At 42.2% G+C, this 16,033-nt stretch carries 15 protein-coding genes; all 15 read left to right on the top strand.

Features of this window, described 5'->3' with window-relative positions:
- Positions 1-49 precede the first annotated feature (49 nt).
- The 15 genes from KFT32_RS04325 to KFT32_RS04255 all read left to right on the top strand — a co-directional run bounded on the left by KFT32_RS04325 (position 50) and on the right by KFT32_RS04255 (position 15,850).
- The gene (locus KFT32_RS04325) at positions 50-1,315 is read left to right on the top strand and encodes a competence/damage-inducible protein A (protein ID WP_211745878.1); all 1,266 of its coding nucleotides are present in this window, start codon (positions 50-52) and stop codon (positions 1,313-1,315) included.
- A gap of 249 nt (positions 1,316-1,564) precedes the next feature.
- Positions 1,565-2,626: a recombinase RecA gene (recA, locus tag KFT32_RS04320; protein WP_211745877.1), complete on the top strand. Its 1,062-nt coding sequence runs from the start codon at positions 1,565-1,567 to the stop codon at positions 2,624-2,626.
- Between the two features lie 294 nt (positions 2,627-2,920).
- Positions 2,921-3,649, top strand: a complete 729-nt coding sequence (locus KFT32_RS04315; RefSeq protein ID WP_349304853.1) for a regulatory protein RecX — start codon at positions 2,921-2,923, stop codon at positions 3,647-3,649.
- A 327-nt stretch (positions 3,650-3,976) separates the two neighbouring features.
- Positions 3,977-5,527: a ribonuclease Y gene (gene rny / locus KFT32_RS04310; RefSeq protein ID WP_211745875.1), complete on the top strand. Its 1,551-nt coding sequence runs from the start codon at positions 3,977-3,979 to the stop codon at positions 5,525-5,527.
- A gap of 94 nt (positions 5,528-5,621) precedes the next feature.
- On the top strand, positions 5,622-6,419 hold the full coding sequence (locus KFT32_RS04305) for a TIGR00282 family metallophosphoesterase (RefSeq protein ID WP_211746028.1): 798 nt from the start codon (positions 5,622-5,624) through the stop codon (positions 6,417-6,419).
- Positions 6,420-6,664: 245 nt separating this feature from the next.
- On the top strand, positions 6,665-6,925 hold the full coding sequence (locus KFT32_RS04300; RefSeq protein ID WP_019005392.1) for a stage V sporulation protein S: 261 nt from the start codon (positions 6,665-6,667) through the stop codon (positions 6,923-6,925).
- 135 nt (positions 6,926-7,060) lie between these two features.
- Positions 7,061-8,038: a dipeptidase gene (locus KFT32_RS04295; RefSeq protein WP_211745874.1), complete on the top strand. Its 978-nt coding sequence runs from the start codon at positions 7,061-7,063 to the stop codon at positions 8,036-8,038.
- 114 nt (positions 8,039-8,152) lie between these two features.
- Positions 8,153-8,725 carry a phosphate propanoyltransferase gene (gene pduL / locus KFT32_RS04290; RefSeq protein ID WP_211745873.1) on the top strand — a complete coding sequence of 191 codons (573 nt, stop codon included), beginning with the start codon at positions 8,153-8,155 and terminating at the stop codon, positions 8,723-8,725.
- Between the two features lie 224 nt (positions 8,726-8,949).
- Positions 8,950-10,503 (top strand): tRNA (N6-isopentenyl adenosine(37)-C2)-methylthiotransferase MiaB, encoded by a 1,554-nt coding sequence (gene miaB, locus KFT32_RS04285; protein ID WP_211745872.1) that lies wholly within the window; start codon positions 8,950-8,952, stop codon positions 10,501-10,503.
- A gap of 55 nt (positions 10,504-10,558) precedes the next feature.
- Complete coding sequence (locus tag KFT32_RS04280; RefSeq protein WP_211745871.1) at positions 10,559-11,008, top strand: YlbF/YmcA family competence regulator; 450 nt, start codon at positions 10,559-10,561, stop codon at positions 11,006-11,008.
- 123 nt (positions 11,009-11,131) lie between these two features.
- Positions 11,132-11,536, top strand: a complete 405-nt coding sequence (locus tag KFT32_RS04275) for a PaaI family thioesterase (protein WP_211745870.1) — start codon at positions 11,132-11,134, stop codon at positions 11,534-11,536.
- Between the two features lie 103 nt (positions 11,537-11,639).
- Positions 11,640-12,437: an NUDIX domain-containing protein gene (locus KFT32_RS04270; protein WP_211745869.1), complete on the top strand. Its 798-nt coding sequence runs from the start codon at positions 11,640-11,642 to the stop codon at positions 12,435-12,437.
- A 26-nt stretch (positions 12,438-12,463) separates the two neighbouring features.
- Positions 12,464-13,009, top strand: a complete 546-nt coding sequence (locus KFT32_RS04265) for a cysteine hydrolase family protein (protein ID WP_211745868.1) — start codon at positions 12,464-12,466, stop codon at positions 13,007-13,009.
- Between the two features lie 57 nt (positions 13,010-13,066).
- Positions 13,067-14,512, top strand: a complete 1,446-nt coding sequence (locus tag KFT32_RS04260) for a nicotinate phosphoribosyltransferase (RefSeq protein ID WP_211745867.1) — start codon at positions 13,067-13,069, stop codon at positions 14,510-14,512.
- Between the two features lie 327 nt (positions 14,513-14,839).
- Positions 14,840-15,850: an acrylyl-CoA reductase family protein gene (locus tag KFT32_RS04255; RefSeq protein WP_211745866.1), complete on the top strand. Its 1,011-nt coding sequence runs from the start codon at positions 14,840-14,842 to the stop codon at positions 15,848-15,850.
- Positions 15,851-16,033 lie beyond the last annotated feature (183 nt).

The raw sequence follows: 16,033 nt of genomic DNA, 5'->3' as shown, positions 1-16,033 counted from the left end.
AAGATCTTATCTATTTTCGGCAGACTGATTTCAAACTGGAGGAATATAAATGAAAGCAGAAATTATTGCAGTCGGTACTGAACTTTTACTGGGTCAAATTGTGAACACCAATGCTCAATTCCTTTCAAGAGAACTTGCTGGAATAGGTGTTGATGTATACTTTCAGACAGTTGTCGGTGACAATGCGATACGAATGAAACAAGCAATTGAAACGGCACGTAGTCGTGCAGATATTATTATTTTCTCAGGTGGAATTGGCCCTACTCAGGATGATATTACGAAGGATGTACTGGCTGATCTTCTTGGCTTAAGTCTTCTTATGGATCAGCGTTCACTGGATAGTATCGAGAAGATGTTCACTAGCCGTGGTACGGTGATGACCGAGAATAATAAACGTCAGGCCACTATTATCAAAGGAGCAAGTCCACTGCTGAATGAAACAGGACTTGCACTCGGGAATGCTATTAGCCATGAAGGAACGCATTATATTATACTTCCTGGTCCTCCAAAAGAGCTGAAACCTATGTTCACAAATCATGCCCTGCCATGGCTTTATCAACATGTATTGGCCGGTGAGATGCCGATCTATTCAAAAATGCTTAAATTTGCTGGAATCGGTGAATCGATGCTAGAGGACAAACTGAAAGACTTAATCACGAGTCAAACGGACCCAACCATTGCACCTTATGCGAGCGAAGGGGAGGTCACCGTTCGGATATCTACGAAAGCATCCAGTGAAAGTGAAGCGATGATTAAGCTTAATGAGCTTGAGCTTGTTATTCAGCAGCGTCTTCCTGAACATATGTATGCAAGCCACGATATTCCGATTGAGCACGTTATTGTAGAAATGATGGCTGATCGTGAACAGACGATGGCTGCTGCAGAAAGCTGTACAGGCGGACTATTAATGACCCTGCTTACTTCTATTCCGGGAAGCGGCACTATGCTGCGTGGTGGGTTTGTATGCTACTCTAATGAAATGAAAGAAAAGCTTCTGAATGTTCCGCATCATTATCTGGAAGGCGAGGATGCACCCGGAGCTGTGAGCGCCGAAGTGGCGAAAGTACTCGCAGAACAGGCTCGAATGATTACAGATTCAGATTACGGCTTGTCTGTTACAGGTGTTGCAGGTCCAGGATATTCCGAGCGAAAAGAAGTAGGCCTTGTTTATATCGGTATTGCTGAACGAGACAAGGAAACGGAAGTACATGAGCTTAAACTGAGTGGTAATCGCGAAACCATTCGAATTCGTTCAGCCAAAACGATTCTTTATCGCCTGTGGCGCAGACTTGTGGAGAATGAAAAGCTTACTTAGTTGCAGGAAAGGGTTCATACGACAAGCCTATCAAAATGTTTGACGCTTTTACTCTGAACCAGTATACTACAAGTAATCGGAAGAACCGGGTGCAAACGTGATTTGCTCAGGTTCTTCCTTTTTTATGCTCTGAGGACTGGTGGGCCCCTGGTCTCTCGAAAAAAACGAATGTATGTTCTCAAAAAATGCTTGGCAAACGAGTCCAAAGAGAGTATCATAGAGTTATAAACATAGAAGGATGTGAGTTTATTGTCAGATCGTCGTGCAGCGTTAGATATGGCGCTACGTCAAATAGAAAAGCAATTTGGTAAAGGTTCAATTATGAAACTGGGTGAATCAACTCACATGCAAGTCGAAATTGTACCCAGTGGATCAATTGCTCTGGATATCGCACTAGGAACCGGCGGATTCCCAAGAGGCCGGATTATTGAAATATATGGTCCTGAATCATCAGGTAAAACAACAGTTGCTCTTCATGCTATTGCTGAAGTACAAAAAGCCGGAGGACAAGCTGCATTTATTGATGCAGAGCATGCTCTTGACCCTCAATATGCAAGAAAACTAGGTGTAAATATTGATGAATTGCTTCTTTCCCAACCAGACACAGGGGAACAAGCTCTCGAGATTGCCGAAGCGCTCGTAAGAAGTGGCGCAGTTGATATTGTTATCATTGACTCTGTTGCTGCACTTGTGCCGAAGGCAGAGATTGAAGGAGATATGGGGGATTCCCACGTAGGTCTCCAAGCTCGTCTGATGTCCCAAGCTCTTCGTAAGCTGTCTGGAGCGATCAGTAAATCGAAGACGATCGCTATCTTCATCAATCAGCTTCGTGAAAAAGTTGGTGTTATGTTTGGTAATCCGGAGACAACACCGGGAGGACGCGCACTTAAGTTCTACTCCACGGTTCGCCTTGATGTTCGGCGGATTGAAAGTATTAAAATGGGTAACGATATTGTCGGTAACCGTACACGAATTAAAGTTGTAAAAAACAAGGTTGCTCCTCCGTTTAAACAAGCGGAAGTCGATATTATGTACGGTGAAGGGATTTCCAAAGAAGGAAGCCTTGTAGATATCGGTACAGAACACGGTATCGTTGACAAGAGTGGTGCTTGGTATTCTTACAGCGGTGAGCGTTTAGGTCAAGGTCGTGAGAATGCAAAACAATTCTTGAAAGAAAATACTGCGATTTCCCAAACGATTGAACAAAAAATTCGTGAAGCCAGTAACTTGACTACGGTAGTTGATGCTCCTTCAGAAGCTGACAAAGCAAAAGAAGAACAAGAGGAACAGGAATTGTTCGAAGTCGAATAAGACTTATCAACATCCCTTAGAGTAATATAGAGCTGTTATAATATAATTGTATTTGCCGAATGCGAGAACAAGTCCCTTTTTAAGGGACTTGTCATTCCTGGCAGAAGTGATGTTACAGTAACATCGTCTTAATACAAATGGAGCGTAATCAACATAATTGTATGAACTGTCAGGAACGCTTTATAGCGTAAGCATATGAAACCGCGGCTTATTTTGCCTGCGGTTTTTTTGTTTTATAAATGTATTGCTTTAGCAAATAGTGATGATAGACGAAGTACGAGGAGGCGCGCTGAAGTGGAGGATTATGAAGAAATAGATGCCAATCAGGAAGTACAAGTAGGCGTCAGCCATTTTCCTGATCAAATGCTTGAAATTACTCGGGTAGAGAAAATGAGAGGGCGAGATACAAGATATTTAATTTATTTTGGAGAATATCAATTGTCTGTTCTTGAAGATGTGATGATCAAATATCGAATGATCAAAGGTAACTCTTTTCATAAAAATGAGCTTGAAGAAATCGTAATTGCTGATGAACGGCAGCGTGCTTACGTACAAGGCTTGCGTTTTCTTGAAAGAAAAGCAAGAACACGGCTTGAAATGGCCAAAAAATTGAAAGAAAAAGAGTTTACAATACCGATCATTGAAGAAGTATTAACTAGACTGGAGAAAGAGCGGTTTATTGACGATTCTCTGTATGCCAAAGAATGGACCAGACAACGTATTTCAAATCATCGTAAGGGAAAACTGTGGGTAGGGCAGGAACTTCGTCAAAAAGGAATTGCCAAAGAAGATATTAACGAGGCTCTTGGAGCAGTAAGCCAAGAAGAAGAATGGGAAAGCGCGCTTGTTATTGGACGCAAAAAATGGAATCAGGTTAAAGGAGACACCTCTGAAAAGAAACGTAAAACTTATCCTTACCTTATGAGAAGAGGGTACTCAGGAGAAGTGACCAGAAAAGTTATGGCAGAGCTTGTTTTGGAAAGTTCCGAGGAAGAACAGGAGTCAGAAGACGATTTCATGTGATAAAGATGTGCCCCTAGTCCCGAAAATGTTCATTCTCTTGACAATATCTTAACACGAATACTAAAATGTACATGAGCCGTTGCAACAAAAAAGGTATTTTTTCCTTCCAAAAAAGTACCTTTCGTGCACAGTCTTGTAAAATGGTAATGATGTAAGACCGCCATACCTTACGGCGGTGAAGTGTACATGCCTCTAGCGTGTACCAGAAAAAGAAACAGTGAATTTCACTGTATGGATTTTTTTGTAAATGTGTAAGACTTAAATGCAAACAAATGTGAATATCCCAAGGATAAATCCCTTGGAGGAATCAACGAGGAGGTGAACAGAATGAGTCCTATCGCCTGGTTAATGCTCGTTGTTGCCGCTTTGATTTTTGGGATTATTGGGTTCCTTGCCGGATATTTTATTCGCAAATCTTTAGCTGAAGCTAAAATTTCCAGTGCAGAAGAAGCTGCAGTCCAAATCGTAGAAAATGCGAAGAAGGATGCAGAAGCACTGAAAAAAGAAACGGTACTTGAAGCGAAAGACGAAGTCCATCGTGTACGTACCGAAGCTGAAAAAGACATTCGTGAACGTCGAAATGAAATCCAACGACAAGAAAGACGATTGTTGCAAAAGGAAGAATCGCTGGATAAAAAAATGGATTCCTTGGAACGCAAAGAAGAACAAGTGGCTAACAAAGAGAAACGAATTGACGAGACGCAGCAACAAATTGAAACGATCTATAAGAGTCAGGTGACGGAGCTTGAAAGAATTTCCAATCTGACGATGGAAGATGCTCGGAGTATCATTCTGTCAAATGTAGAGCAAGAAGTACGTCTAGAGACAGCTCAAATGATTAAGGATATTGAACAGCAAGCGAAGGAAGAGGCGGACAAGAAATCCCGCGAGATTATTACATTGGCTATCCAGCGTTGTGCAGCTGATCATGTTGCCGAGACTACAGTATCGGTTGTGACATTGCCTAACGAAGAGATGAAAGGCCGTATTATCGGTCGTGAAGGCCGTAACATCCGTGCACTTGAAACCCTTACAGGGATTGATCTCATTATTGATGATACTCCGGAAGCAGTTATTCTCTCCGGCTTTGATCCAATTCGCCGCGAGATTGCAAGAACCGCCTTGGAAAAATTGGTGGCTGATGGTCGAATTCATCCAGCACGAATCGAAGAGATGGTTGAAAAATCACGTAAAGAAGTGGATGAGCGTATTCGTGAATATGGTGAACAAGCTACCTTTGAGGTGGGTGTTCATGGACTGCATCCAGATTTGATCAAAATTCTTGGACGACTCAAATTCCGTACAAGCTATGGACAAAACGTGCTGAAGCATTCGATGGAAGTTGCTTACCTAACAGGGCTTATGGCTGGAGAACTTGGCGAAGACATCGTACTTGCCAAACGTGCTGGTCTATTGCATGACATTGGTAAAGCACTGGATCACGAAGTGGAAGGTTCACACGTTGAAATCGGCGTGGAATTAGCGAAAAAATATAAAGAACATCCGGTTGTTATTAATAGTATTGCATCTCATCACGGTGATGCAGAAGCGACTTCCGTTATTGCGATGTTGGTTGGAGCAGCAGATGCTTTGTCCGCTGCAAGACCAGGTGCACGTCGTGAAACGCTGGAGACTTACATTAAACGTCTGGAGAAACTTGAAGCGATCTCTGAATCATTTGATGGGGTTGAAAAATCATACGCAATTCAAGCTGGTCGTGAAATTCGCGTTATGGTACAACCAGATAAGATCGATGATGCTGAAGCATTCCGCTTGGCTCGCGATATTTCTAAAATGATTGAGAACGAACTCGATTATCCAGGACATATTAAAGTAACCGTCCTCAGAGAAACACGTGCAGTAGAATACGCTAAATAAGAATGAAACGAAGGAAAGTGGCCGAACTCCGGCCACTTTTCTCATTCATAGATGATTAATAATGGAGCATATGGGTTAAAAGGAGGCAACACACATTAAAGTTTTATTTATAGGTGACATTGTTGGCAGCGTTGGTCGGAAGGCAGTGAAGGAAAACCTTCCATTACTCAAAACGAAATATAAACCTCATATCATTATTGCCAATGGGGAGAATGCAGCGTCTGGTCGCGGCATCACGCAGTCCATTGCTAGGCAGTTTTTCGATTGGGGTATTCATGGTATTACAATGGGGAATCACACATGGGATAATCGTGATATTTTTGAATTTATCGATGATGAACCTCGGTTGATTCGTCCGGCTAATTTTCCAGAAGAGACGACTCCAGGAAATGGCCATGCAGTAATTAAGGCAAACGGTAAGGAATTAGCCATCGTTAACTTGCAAGGACGTACTTTTTTACCAGCACTTGACTGTCCTTTCCGTAAGGCAGATGACCTGGTGGACGAGCTTAAGAAAAAACATAAATGTATTCTGGTTGATTTTCATGCGGAAGCGACATCCGAAAAAATTGCAATGGGATATTATTTGGATGGAAGAGCATCGGTTGTAGTGGGTACACACACACATGTGCAAACGAATGATGAGCGGATATTATCAGAGGGTACGGCTGCCATTACGGATGTAGGGATGGTAGGACCGAAAGACGGAATTTTGGGTATGGAACGGGAAGCTGTACTTCATAAATTTCTAACCAGTCTGCCAGTGCGCTTTAATGTGGATGAAGGTAAATGGCATTTTCATGCGGTAATCATTGATATCGATGAAGACACAGGAAAAGCAACCAAGATTGAAAAAATTCGGTTGATCGAAGATGAGTGGCGAATGGAATAACGACGAAGGTACATCTTTTAACTAAGAACATCGGACTCGTAAAAAGAAGGAATCTTTTACATTCTCGCGAATAACATCTATTAGAGTCTGTTCAAGAAAAAGATCAAGCTGAAACATTCGGGCGGACTAATGCGTGCATTACAGAGAGCGAGAAAGTTCAGTTCAGTTCAGTTACTGCATTTGTCACATGTTGGACCATGTCGTGGAAACAATCCATCATCCTATTCCCAGGGGAGGTACTTACCATGGAAGTATTAAAAGTTTCAGCCAAGTCCAATCCGAATTCAGTCGCTGGTGCATTAGCAGGTGTTCTAAGAGAACGCGGAAATGCTGAACTGCAAGCGATTGGTGCAGGAGCTCTTAATCAAGCGATAAAAGCAGTAGCCATTGCCCGGGGATTCGTGGCACCGAGCGGAGTTGATCTGATTTGCATTCCTGCCTTTACGGATATCGTAATAGACGGGGAAGACCGAACAGCTATTAAATTGATTGTGGAACCAAGATAACTATCTTTTTAATCTTAGCCTGTTTGCACATGTTGCAAATGGGCTTTTTTGCGTACAGCCTGCATATAAAGAAATAAGAAGGACTGTTGCCTTCATCTCTGCTTAACAAGGGAACGACGAAGGAGGGCTAATTACATGAAAAAAAGTGTGCCCATTGTTGATATGCACTGTGATGTACTGTACAAAATGCAACGAGATTCTAGTCTTGATTTTATACAAGGTCCTGGACTGGATGTCACAATGAATAGGTTACAGGAGGGAAACGTAGCGCTTCAGACGTTTGCTATATTTTTGTCCGAAAAACTGGGTACCCCGCGATTTGAGCATGTTTTTCGACAAATAGAGATATATAACTTGTTAACTGCCCAAGAGAGCCATCCGTTACGTCTCCGGCCTTTACGATGGAAAGAAGATGCACAGGAGCTTCGAACGAACATTGGGCAGGCAGGTGGCTCTATTTGGAGTTTATTGTCGCTTGAAGGTGTGGATGGTCTGGAAGGGAATCTTTCTTACCTCGATCTGATGTATAAGCAGGGTGTTCGATTTATAGGAGTTACATGGAACTACGCCAACTGGGCAGCGGATGGTATTCTGGAGGAACGCAACGGGGGATTCACGAATAAAGGCAGAGAGCTGATTAGAAGATGTAAGGAGATTGGACTGATTTTGGATGTATCCCATTTGTCAGAGGCAGGTTTTTGGGAGCTGGCAGACACGACAGAACGATCATTTATTGCTTCTCACTCTAATGCAAGAGCAGTTTGTCCGCATCCTCGTAATCTTACCGATGAGCAGATACGTACCATTATTGCTCTGAATGGAAGAATGGGGATGACGTTTGTTCCGTGGTTTGTCAAAGAACAAGGGGAGGTATCCCAGACGGATCTGTTAAAACATATAGAGCATGTCTGTTCCTTGGGAGGAGCAAATCACATCATGTTCGGTTCAGACTTCGATGGAATCCATCAGTGGATTCAAGGACTTGAACACCCTGGTAAGTACACTGATCTCGTAGAATTGCTGCAAAAACACTATCCTGAGACGCTGGTTAGACAGTTTATGTATGACAATATGTTGACGTTTCTATGTGAAAATTTAGGGGATAAACCGTAATTATTAGCAAAAAAGACGTCTGAAAGTGAAGGATGCCTTTTCATTTTGTTGTTAATATGGGTATAATAATGGACGGACCAAATATATAGATAGAGAATTAAGGAGTGTTAACAGATGAGTAAAACTGTACCTGTAGGTGTGTCAGCACGCCACATCCATCTAACCCAAGAGCATGTTGAAGCTTTGTTCGGAGCTGGATACCAATTAACGGAATTTAAACCATTGTCTCAGCCAGGACAATTCGCAGCTAACGAAACCGTTGCTGTTATTGGCACAAAAGGCCAATTTGATAAAGTAAGAATTCTCGGACCTGCACGTCCGGCTAGCCAGCTGGAAATTTCTCGTACGGATTCTTTTGCTATCGGAGTAAAAGCACCAGTTCGCGAGTCCGGATCCATTGATGGAACACCTGGTATTACTTTAAAAGGACCAGCAGGTGAAGTTACTTTGGAAGAAGGCGTAATTGTAGCGGCAAGACACATTCACTTCCATACTTCTGATGCAGAAAAATGGGGAGTTAAAGACAAAGACATGTTAAAAGTTCGCCTTGGCGGAGAACGAGGTCTTGTACTGGAAAATGTAATTGCACGCGTTTCTGATTCCTTTGCACTTGATATGCATATCGATACAGATGAAGCAAATGCTGCAGGCGCTAAAACCGGAGATGTAGCTGAAATCATTGGCTAAGCTCTATAATCTTATAATACGATGAATAAAAAGGTTGTTCCTATGGATTTGCTAATCCAGTTAGGGACAACCCTTTTTTTGTGTTTTATCTCGTGAGAGTCGGTGGATATGGGTCATGAATCATGTTATAATTTGCTGTAATGCCTTTTTAAATAGAGGTATAGATGATTGATAATGGATAGGGAATACGAAATAGATTTTGTGTAAGGAGTGACCGTTTTACGATGGCGAAAGATACAAAGGATTACTCCAAGTATTTTGATTTTTCTGACGCGAAAGTTCTTTCGGAAGATGAGTTTGGCAAGAAAATCCGGATTCGTGGACGTGATATCAACATTATGTCGGAGCCTGATCACAAACGTGAGAAACAACGGGGAAAAGAAAATATTCAGGTTCTGTATGATAATGCAATACCTGAAGAGTTAAAGACAATTGGTAGGGGGAAACACTATCTGGTCTATACATATGGGTGCCAGATGAATGAGCATGATTCAGAGACGATTAAAGGGATGCTGGAAGAGATGGGTTACCAGCCGACCGAAGATCGTAAGGAAGCAGATATTATCCTCTTGAACACTTGTGCAATCCGTGAAAATGCGGAAGATAAAGTATTCGGTGAGCTGGGCCACCTGAAACATCTGAAGATTGAGAAACCGGATCTATTACTTGGTGTATGTGGATGTATGTCACAAGAAGAAACGGTCGTTAACCGTATTTTACAAAAACATGGGTTTGTCGATATGATTTTTGGTACACATAACATTCACCGACTGCCATATCTCATTAACGAAGCTTATTTTAGTAAGGAAATGGTCGTTGAAGTATGGTCGAAAGAAGGCGATATTATTGAAAATATGCCTAAGAAACGTCAGGGTTTACGAGGATGGGTAAATATCATGTACGGTTGTGACAAGTTCTGCACCTACTGTATTGTTCCATTTACACGCGGTAAAGAGCGTAGCCGTCGGCCTGAAGATGTAATAGCTGAAGTCCGCGACTTGGCGCGGCAAGGTTTTAAAGAGATCACTTTGCTTGGTCAGAACGTAAATGCTTACGGTAAAGACTTTACTGATCTCAAGTATGGTTTCGGTGATCTTATGGATGAAATTCGCAAAATAGATATTCCAAGAGTACGCTTTACGACATCACATCCACGTGATTTTGATGATCATCTCATTGAAGTACTTGCCAAAGGCGGAAATTTGGTTGAGCATATTCATCTTCCGGTACAATCTGGAAGCACTGAAGTACTCAAAAAAATGAGTCGTAAGTACTCTCGTGAACGTTATCTTGAGCTCGCACACAAAATCAAACAAGCAATCCCGAATGCAGTACTGACGACTGACATTATCGTTGGTTTTCCTGGGGAAACTGACGAACAGTTCGATGATACCTTATCGTTAGTTCGTGAAGTTGGATTTGATTTTGCTTATACCTATATTTATTCACCACGTGAAGGAACGCCTGCTGCCATAATGGAAGACAACGTTCCTATGGAAGTGAAAAAAGAGCGTCTACAACGCTTGAACAAAGCGGTTCAAGAATACAGCTATGGTGCACATGAGCGAATGAAAGGACAAGTTGTAGAGGTTCTTGTAGAAGGAGAAAGCAAGAACAACGAAGAAGTATTGTCCGGACGCACGCGTGGTAACAAACTTGTTCATTTCGAAGGACCTAAAGAGTTAATTGGTACTTTCGTACAAGTTGAAATTACGGATGCTAAATCGTGGTACATCAAGGGTGAGTGGCTCCCTTTACCACAAGCAGCAAATAACTAATGCAACTAGAGAAACATTGCAATATGAGCCAACCTATCAGAATGGAGCGATCATTATGGGAAATGATCAAGTTAAAGTCAATCAATATGGTATGCCTTCATTTAGTACGCGGGATCTCATTATACGCGATGATATTATGAACAAGGCGAAGGAACTCGCTGATTTGATCGGGACGAGTGAAGAAGTCCAGCATTTCAAACAAGCGGAGTCCAAAATTCAAGAACATGAGCGGATTCAAGGTCTCATCCAAAAAATGAAAAAGAAGCAAAAAGAAATCGTCGCTTTTGAATCTTTTCAAAATAAAGAAATGGTTGCGAAGATTGAAGCAGAGATTGAGCAACTTCAGGATGAGATTGATAACATTCCGCTGGTTAATGAATTTCAGCAGAGCCAAAGCGACATAAACTATTTATTGCAACTTGTGATGTCAGTCATCCACGATACGGTCTCCGAGAAAGTGAATGTGGAGACAGGTACGGATGCACCTCCATCGAGATGTGATTAATACAGTGAAGGGTGCGGAATGAAATTCCGTACTCTTTTTCTGTATAAAATAAGTCATGGTACGAGTAGAGCATAAGATACAGGGTAATCTAAGGAACGTACAGCCAGAAGGGGAGTTTCACAGATGAAAATAGTAGAGGAAATGATTCAAGATGCAGGAGACCGTTTTTGGGGCCTATTAGGTTGCAAAATGCTAAGCGCAACAGAAAATAAGGTAGTGATCTCCATTACAGCAGGGAAGCAGCATACGAATTCTATGGGGATTGTACACGGAGGTGTCCTCTCCTCTTTAATGGATCAAGCTATGGGGATGGTTGCCGTAGCGGCAAAACAAATAGATAACTGTGTTACTACAAATCTGAACATTCATTATCTAGCACCAATGCATCAAGGGGAGCTTATTGTTACTGCCGAAGTGATTCATGAAGCTGGAAGAAGTTTAACGACAAAAGCAGAAGTGAAAAATGCCGATGATGTCCTGGGCTGTATGGCAACAGCTTCTTTTCGTCTGGTTATTCCTAAAAAATAAAGTGCTCATGGGTAAATAGCTTTCCTGATTTGGGTGCGGTTGACAAACGAGATAATGATGTCATAATGAAAATATCAAAATGAAATCATAGCGGTGATAATAGATGAGCGAAGAACAGAACCATTTTTCAGGAGAAGAAAACCCGGATCGTCCGGTTCAGAAAAAGAAATATCGCACACCAGACGGTGTTCCAGCCGATATTGTCATGTTTACGTTAACGAAACGTGAGCGAAAAACAGTCACCAAAACGCTTCCCATCAGGGAACTGAAAGTGATGTTAATTAAGCGTAAGTCCTGGCCTTTTGCCGGGAAATGGGCATTGCCTGGCGGGTTCTGTCAGGAGAATGAATCCATTTATGATGCAGCTAAGCGTGAGCTCATGGAAGAAACCGGCGTAGATGGCGGACACCTCGAATATCTTGGCGTTTATAGTCAACCAGGAAGAGATCCGCGTGGCTGGATTATCTCCCATGCGTTTTTTGCTCTTGTAGAGGAATGGATGCTGGAGCACAGGCAAGCAGCAGACGACGCAGAAGAGGTAGGATTGTTTACAATAGAAGAAGCACTGCATAAGCTGGAACTAGGCTTTGATCATCGAACAATCATTGAAGATGCCTATAGGCGGATACAAGAACAGATGCTTCGTACGACCATTGCTAGACAGTTTTTGCCACAACATTTTACGTTAAGTGAATTGTATCAGGTCATTCAAAGTGTCGTTCCGGATTTTGAAGAACCTAATTTTATTCGTAAAATTACATCGACGAGAAGCCGTCAAGGTATTATCGAAGAGGTGAGAGATGAAGAGGGGAACCCACTCAGCTCAAACCAATATTCTCAGCGTCCTGCGCAGCTGTATCTTTTTACAGATCTTAAGCCGAGACTTTCCATCTATACGTGAGCGAAGTTGAATAAGGAGTGAGCAGGATGAAAGCTTTGATCGTCATTGACTACACAAAAGATTTTGTGGATGGCAATTTGCCAGTAGGAGAGCCCGCAATAGCTATTGAGGAAGCCGTCGTGGACATTACAAAAGCGTTTATACAGAATAACGATTATGTTGTAATGGCTATTGATTTGCATGATGAGAATGACCACTTTCATCCGGAAACTCAGTTATTTCCACCTCATAATATTCGGGGGACGGCGGGTAGAGAATTATACGGCAGACTTAGAGCTCTTTATGAAGAGGCGAAGGAATCTGTCTATTTTATGGATAAGACGAGATACAGTGCTTTTGCCGGCACGGATCTTGAGATCAAACTACGTGAGCGCGGAATATCCGAGCTTCATCTGATCGGTGTATGTACTGATATATGTGTACTTCATACAGCAGTTGATGCTTACAATAAAGGTTTTTCCATAACGGTATATGAGGACGCTACTGCTAGTTTTAATGCAGAAGGTCATGTGTGGGCATTAGGACATTTCAAGAATAGTCTCGGTGCAACCGTGACAAAGCGGACGAAATAATACAACACCTAAAGAAATTGTTTGCGGCTTCACTTGAGGCCTGAGAGGATGAGACAGATGCAGACCACAAGCCTGGCATTACATACGGATAAATATCAGATTAATATGATGTATGCTCATTGGGTAAATGGTACCCATAAGCGTAAAGCCGTATTTGAGGCTTATTTCCGTAAGTTACCTTTTAAAAATGGTTATGCCGTTTTTGCGGGACTTGAGCGGATCGTACGTTATATTAGCAATCTCCGATTTACGATGGAGGATATCAAGTATTTATCCAGCCAGGAGGAAAATTATGACCCGGCTTTTCTAGAAGAATTGCTGCAATTCTCTTTCCAAGGCACGATTTATGCGATGAAAGAAGGCGCTATGGTATTTCCAGATGAACCACTCGTTCGGGTTGAAGGCAATATCATGGAGACGCAATTAGTTGAGACAGCAATTTTGAATTTTATGAATTATCAAACACTGATTGCTACCAAAGCATCTCGAATTAAGCAAGTCTCTGGTAATAACACATTGTTGGAATTCGGTACAAGACGAGCTCAGGAGGCCGATGCTGCCATCTGGGGAGCACGTGCAGCTTATGTGGCTGGCTTTGATGCTACGTCTAATATGCTCGCAGGAGAGCAGTTTGGTATTCCTACAGCGGGAACACATGCTCATTCATGGGTACAGAGCTTTGAGAGCGAACAGGAAGCGTTTGATGCCTATGCAAAAGTGTTGCCTGATCAAGTGACGCTGCTGGTCGATACGTTTGATACGCTTGGAAGCGGTGTTCCTCATGCGATAGAGACAGCTAAGAAACTTGAAGCTCAAGGTAAGAAAATGAACGCGATTCGGTTAGATAGTGGAGACCTTGCTTACCTATCCATTCAAGCGAGAAAAATGCTGGATGAAGCAGGACTTCCCTATGTTAAAATCGTAGCTTCTAACGATCTGGATGAGCATACGATATTTAACCTGAAAGCTCAGGGTGCTCAGATTGATACATGGGGAGTGGGAACTCAGCTAATTACAGCTGCTGATCAGCCTTCTCTCGGTGGAGTATACAAGCTGGTAGAGCGAGAAGTCAGAGGCACTATGCAACCGACGATCAAAATTTCTGCGAATCCTGAAAAAGTAACAACCCCAGGGAAAAAAGAAGTCTATCGCCTTGTGGATCCAAAAACGAAAAAGGCGATTGCTGACTATATTAGCTATCCGGACGACGAACAGCCAAAGCAAAAAGAACCGTTGCAACTGTTTAATCCTGTGCATCCCTATCTGAAGAAAACAATTCAGGATTACGATGTTGTTACGATGCTTGAACCTATATTTATCAAGGGACGTAAAGTGTATGAACTTCCAACACTTGAAGAGATTCGCGCTTATCATCGGGAGCAAATGGATATGTTCTGGCCAGAATATTTACGGAAACTCAATCCGGAAATATATCGTGTTAATATTAGCCCAGCAGCATGGAATTTAAAACAAAAAATGATTTCTGAATATATTCATTCCTAAGTTTAGGAAAGAGCATCCGTTAAAACTCCTTATATTTTACAGGGATAATAACGGATGCTTCTTTGATTTACCCGGGAAATAATGGAGATGAAGTCTGGAATTATTTCTTGGGAAAGCGCACCAGACGGCAATACCCGCCAAAATATTCCTCGTTCGACAATGATGAATAAAGAATGTGTCAGGAGTTCCTGTTTGCATACAGTTTGTATAATTCTAATGTAGGGTAATTTTATAGAAAGTTGTTATGTAATTCATGGCAAAATGAAGATTTAGATGTAACAATATACGTAGTAACCGTAAGTAAGGGATAAAGAGGAGGAACTAGAAATGGAAACACTCGGTAATCAAACTTTTCAGGCTTATATGGTTCGCAAGGATGAAGAAGGATTTCGGGCAGGGCTAGAACAGATCACATTGGCTGATCTACCAGAAGCAGACGTTACGATTCAGGTAGAATATTCAAGTGTCAATTATAAAGATGGACTAGCGAGTACAGAGGGTGGAAAAGTAGTTCGAGGTTACCCGGTCATCCCAGGTATTGATCTAGCAGGTACAGTCATAGACTCTTCCGATTCAAGATTTAAGAAAGGGGATAAGGTGCTGGCAACCGGTTATGAACTTGGTGTAAAACACTTTGGAGGATACAGTCCATATGCGAAAGTTCCTGGAGATTGGCTTGTGCCTTTGCCGGAAGGACTTACAACGAAAGAAGCAATGGCTATTGGTACGGCAGGATTTACAGCGGCTATGTCGGTAGAAAGTCTACTGCGTACAGGCATTAATCAAGACTCCGGACCTGTACTTGTAGCGGGTGCCAGTGGTGGGGTTGGAAGTATGGCTATCTCGATTTTATCGGAGCTGGGATTTGAAGTTATTGCGAGCACTGGTAAGAAGGAACAAGAACAAGAGTTGTTGCAGAAGCTCGGTGCAACCGAAGTAATAACGCGCGAAGAAGCTTATGCCAAAGGAAAAGGCCCTTTATCAGCAGAACGGTTTGCAGGGGTAGTTGATCCGGTCGGAGGCAAAATGCTTGAAGTTGTCCTGGGCTCAGTGAAATACGGCGGTGGCGTAGCTCTCTCTGGAATGACAGGTGGCTATCAGTTTGAATCCAGTGTAATTCCATTTATTTTACGAGGGGTTCAATTAATCGGTATAGATTCCGTATATTGCCCAGCTGAAAGACGTACTCAGCTATGGAAGCATCTGGGTAGGGAATGGAAGCCAAAATCAGCACTGCAAATGGGAGTCAATGAAGTATCCCTCGAACAATTACCAGATACATTAAGTCGTATCTTGGAAGGTAAAGCTGTGGGACGTACGGTGGTTAAACTATCTTAGAATGATAATAGAATCAAGGAACTATGGAAGAAGGGTTATTCATAGTTCCTTGATTTCTTCGTGTCCGTTCCGATAATCTGTTCAAACGCAAGAGTATCGCTGAGCAGTTCTACTTATTCTCTATTCGAATTTTCTGCCTATTACTTTCTGCCTCTTTGGGATTAGAAAAAACAAAGGCAATCT

Origin of the sequence: Paenibacillus sp. Marseille-Q4541 (assembly GCF_018310695.1) — a bacterium.
Taxonomy (GTDB): domain Bacteria; phylum Bacillota; class Bacilli; order Paenibacillales; family Paenibacillaceae; genus Paenibacillus.
This window is presented reverse-complemented; position numbering and strand designations above follow the sequence as displayed.

What these genes read in the sequence shown, in the direction of transcription:
- KFT32_RS04325 (WP_211745878.1), top strand. Translation starts at nt 50, where the DNA reads ATGAAAGCAGAAATTATTGCAGTCGGTACTGAACTTTTACTGGGTCAA.
- rny (WP_211745875.1), top strand. Translation starts at nt 3,977, where the DNA reads ATGAGTCCTATCGCCTGGTTAATGCTCGTTGTTGCCGCTTTGATTTTT.
- KFT32_RS04300 (WP_019005392.1), top strand. Translation starts at nt 6,665, where the DNA reads ATGGAAGTATTAAAAGTTTCAGCCAAGTCCAATCCGAATTCAGTCGCT.
- KFT32_RS04295 (WP_211745874.1), top strand. Translation starts at nt 7,061, where the DNA reads ATGAAAAAAAGTGTGCCCATTGTTGATATGCACTGTGATGTACTGTAC.
- pduL (WP_211745873.1), top strand. Translation starts at nt 8,153, where the DNA reads ATGAGTAAAACTGTACCTGTAGGTGTGTCAGCACGCCACATCCATCTA.
- miaB (WP_211745872.1), top strand. Translation starts at nt 8,950, where the DNA reads ATGGCGAAAGATACAAAGGATTACTCCAAGTATTTTGATTTTTCTGAC.
- KFT32_RS04280 (WP_211745871.1), top strand. Translation starts at nt 10,559, where the DNA reads ATGGGAAATGATCAAGTTAAAGTCAATCAATATGGTATGCCTTCATTT.
- KFT32_RS04275 (WP_211745870.1), top strand. Translation starts at nt 11,132, where the DNA reads ATGAAAATAGTAGAGGAAATGATTCAAGATGCAGGAGACCGTTTTTGG.
- KFT32_RS04270 (WP_211745869.1), top strand. Translation starts at nt 11,640, where the DNA reads ATGAGCGAAGAACAGAACCATTTTTCAGGAGAAGAAAACCCGGATCGT.
- KFT32_RS04265 (WP_211745868.1), top strand. Translation starts at nt 12,464, where the DNA reads ATGAAAGCTTTGATCGTCATTGACTACACAAAAGATTTTGTGGATGGC.
- KFT32_RS04260 (WP_211745867.1), top strand. Translation starts at nt 13,067, where the DNA reads ATGCAGACCACAAGCCTGGCATTACATACGGATAAATATCAGATTAAT.
- KFT32_RS04255 (WP_211745866.1), top strand. Translation starts at nt 14,840, where the DNA reads ATGGAAACACTCGGTAATCAAACTTTTCAGGCTTATATGGTTCGCAAG.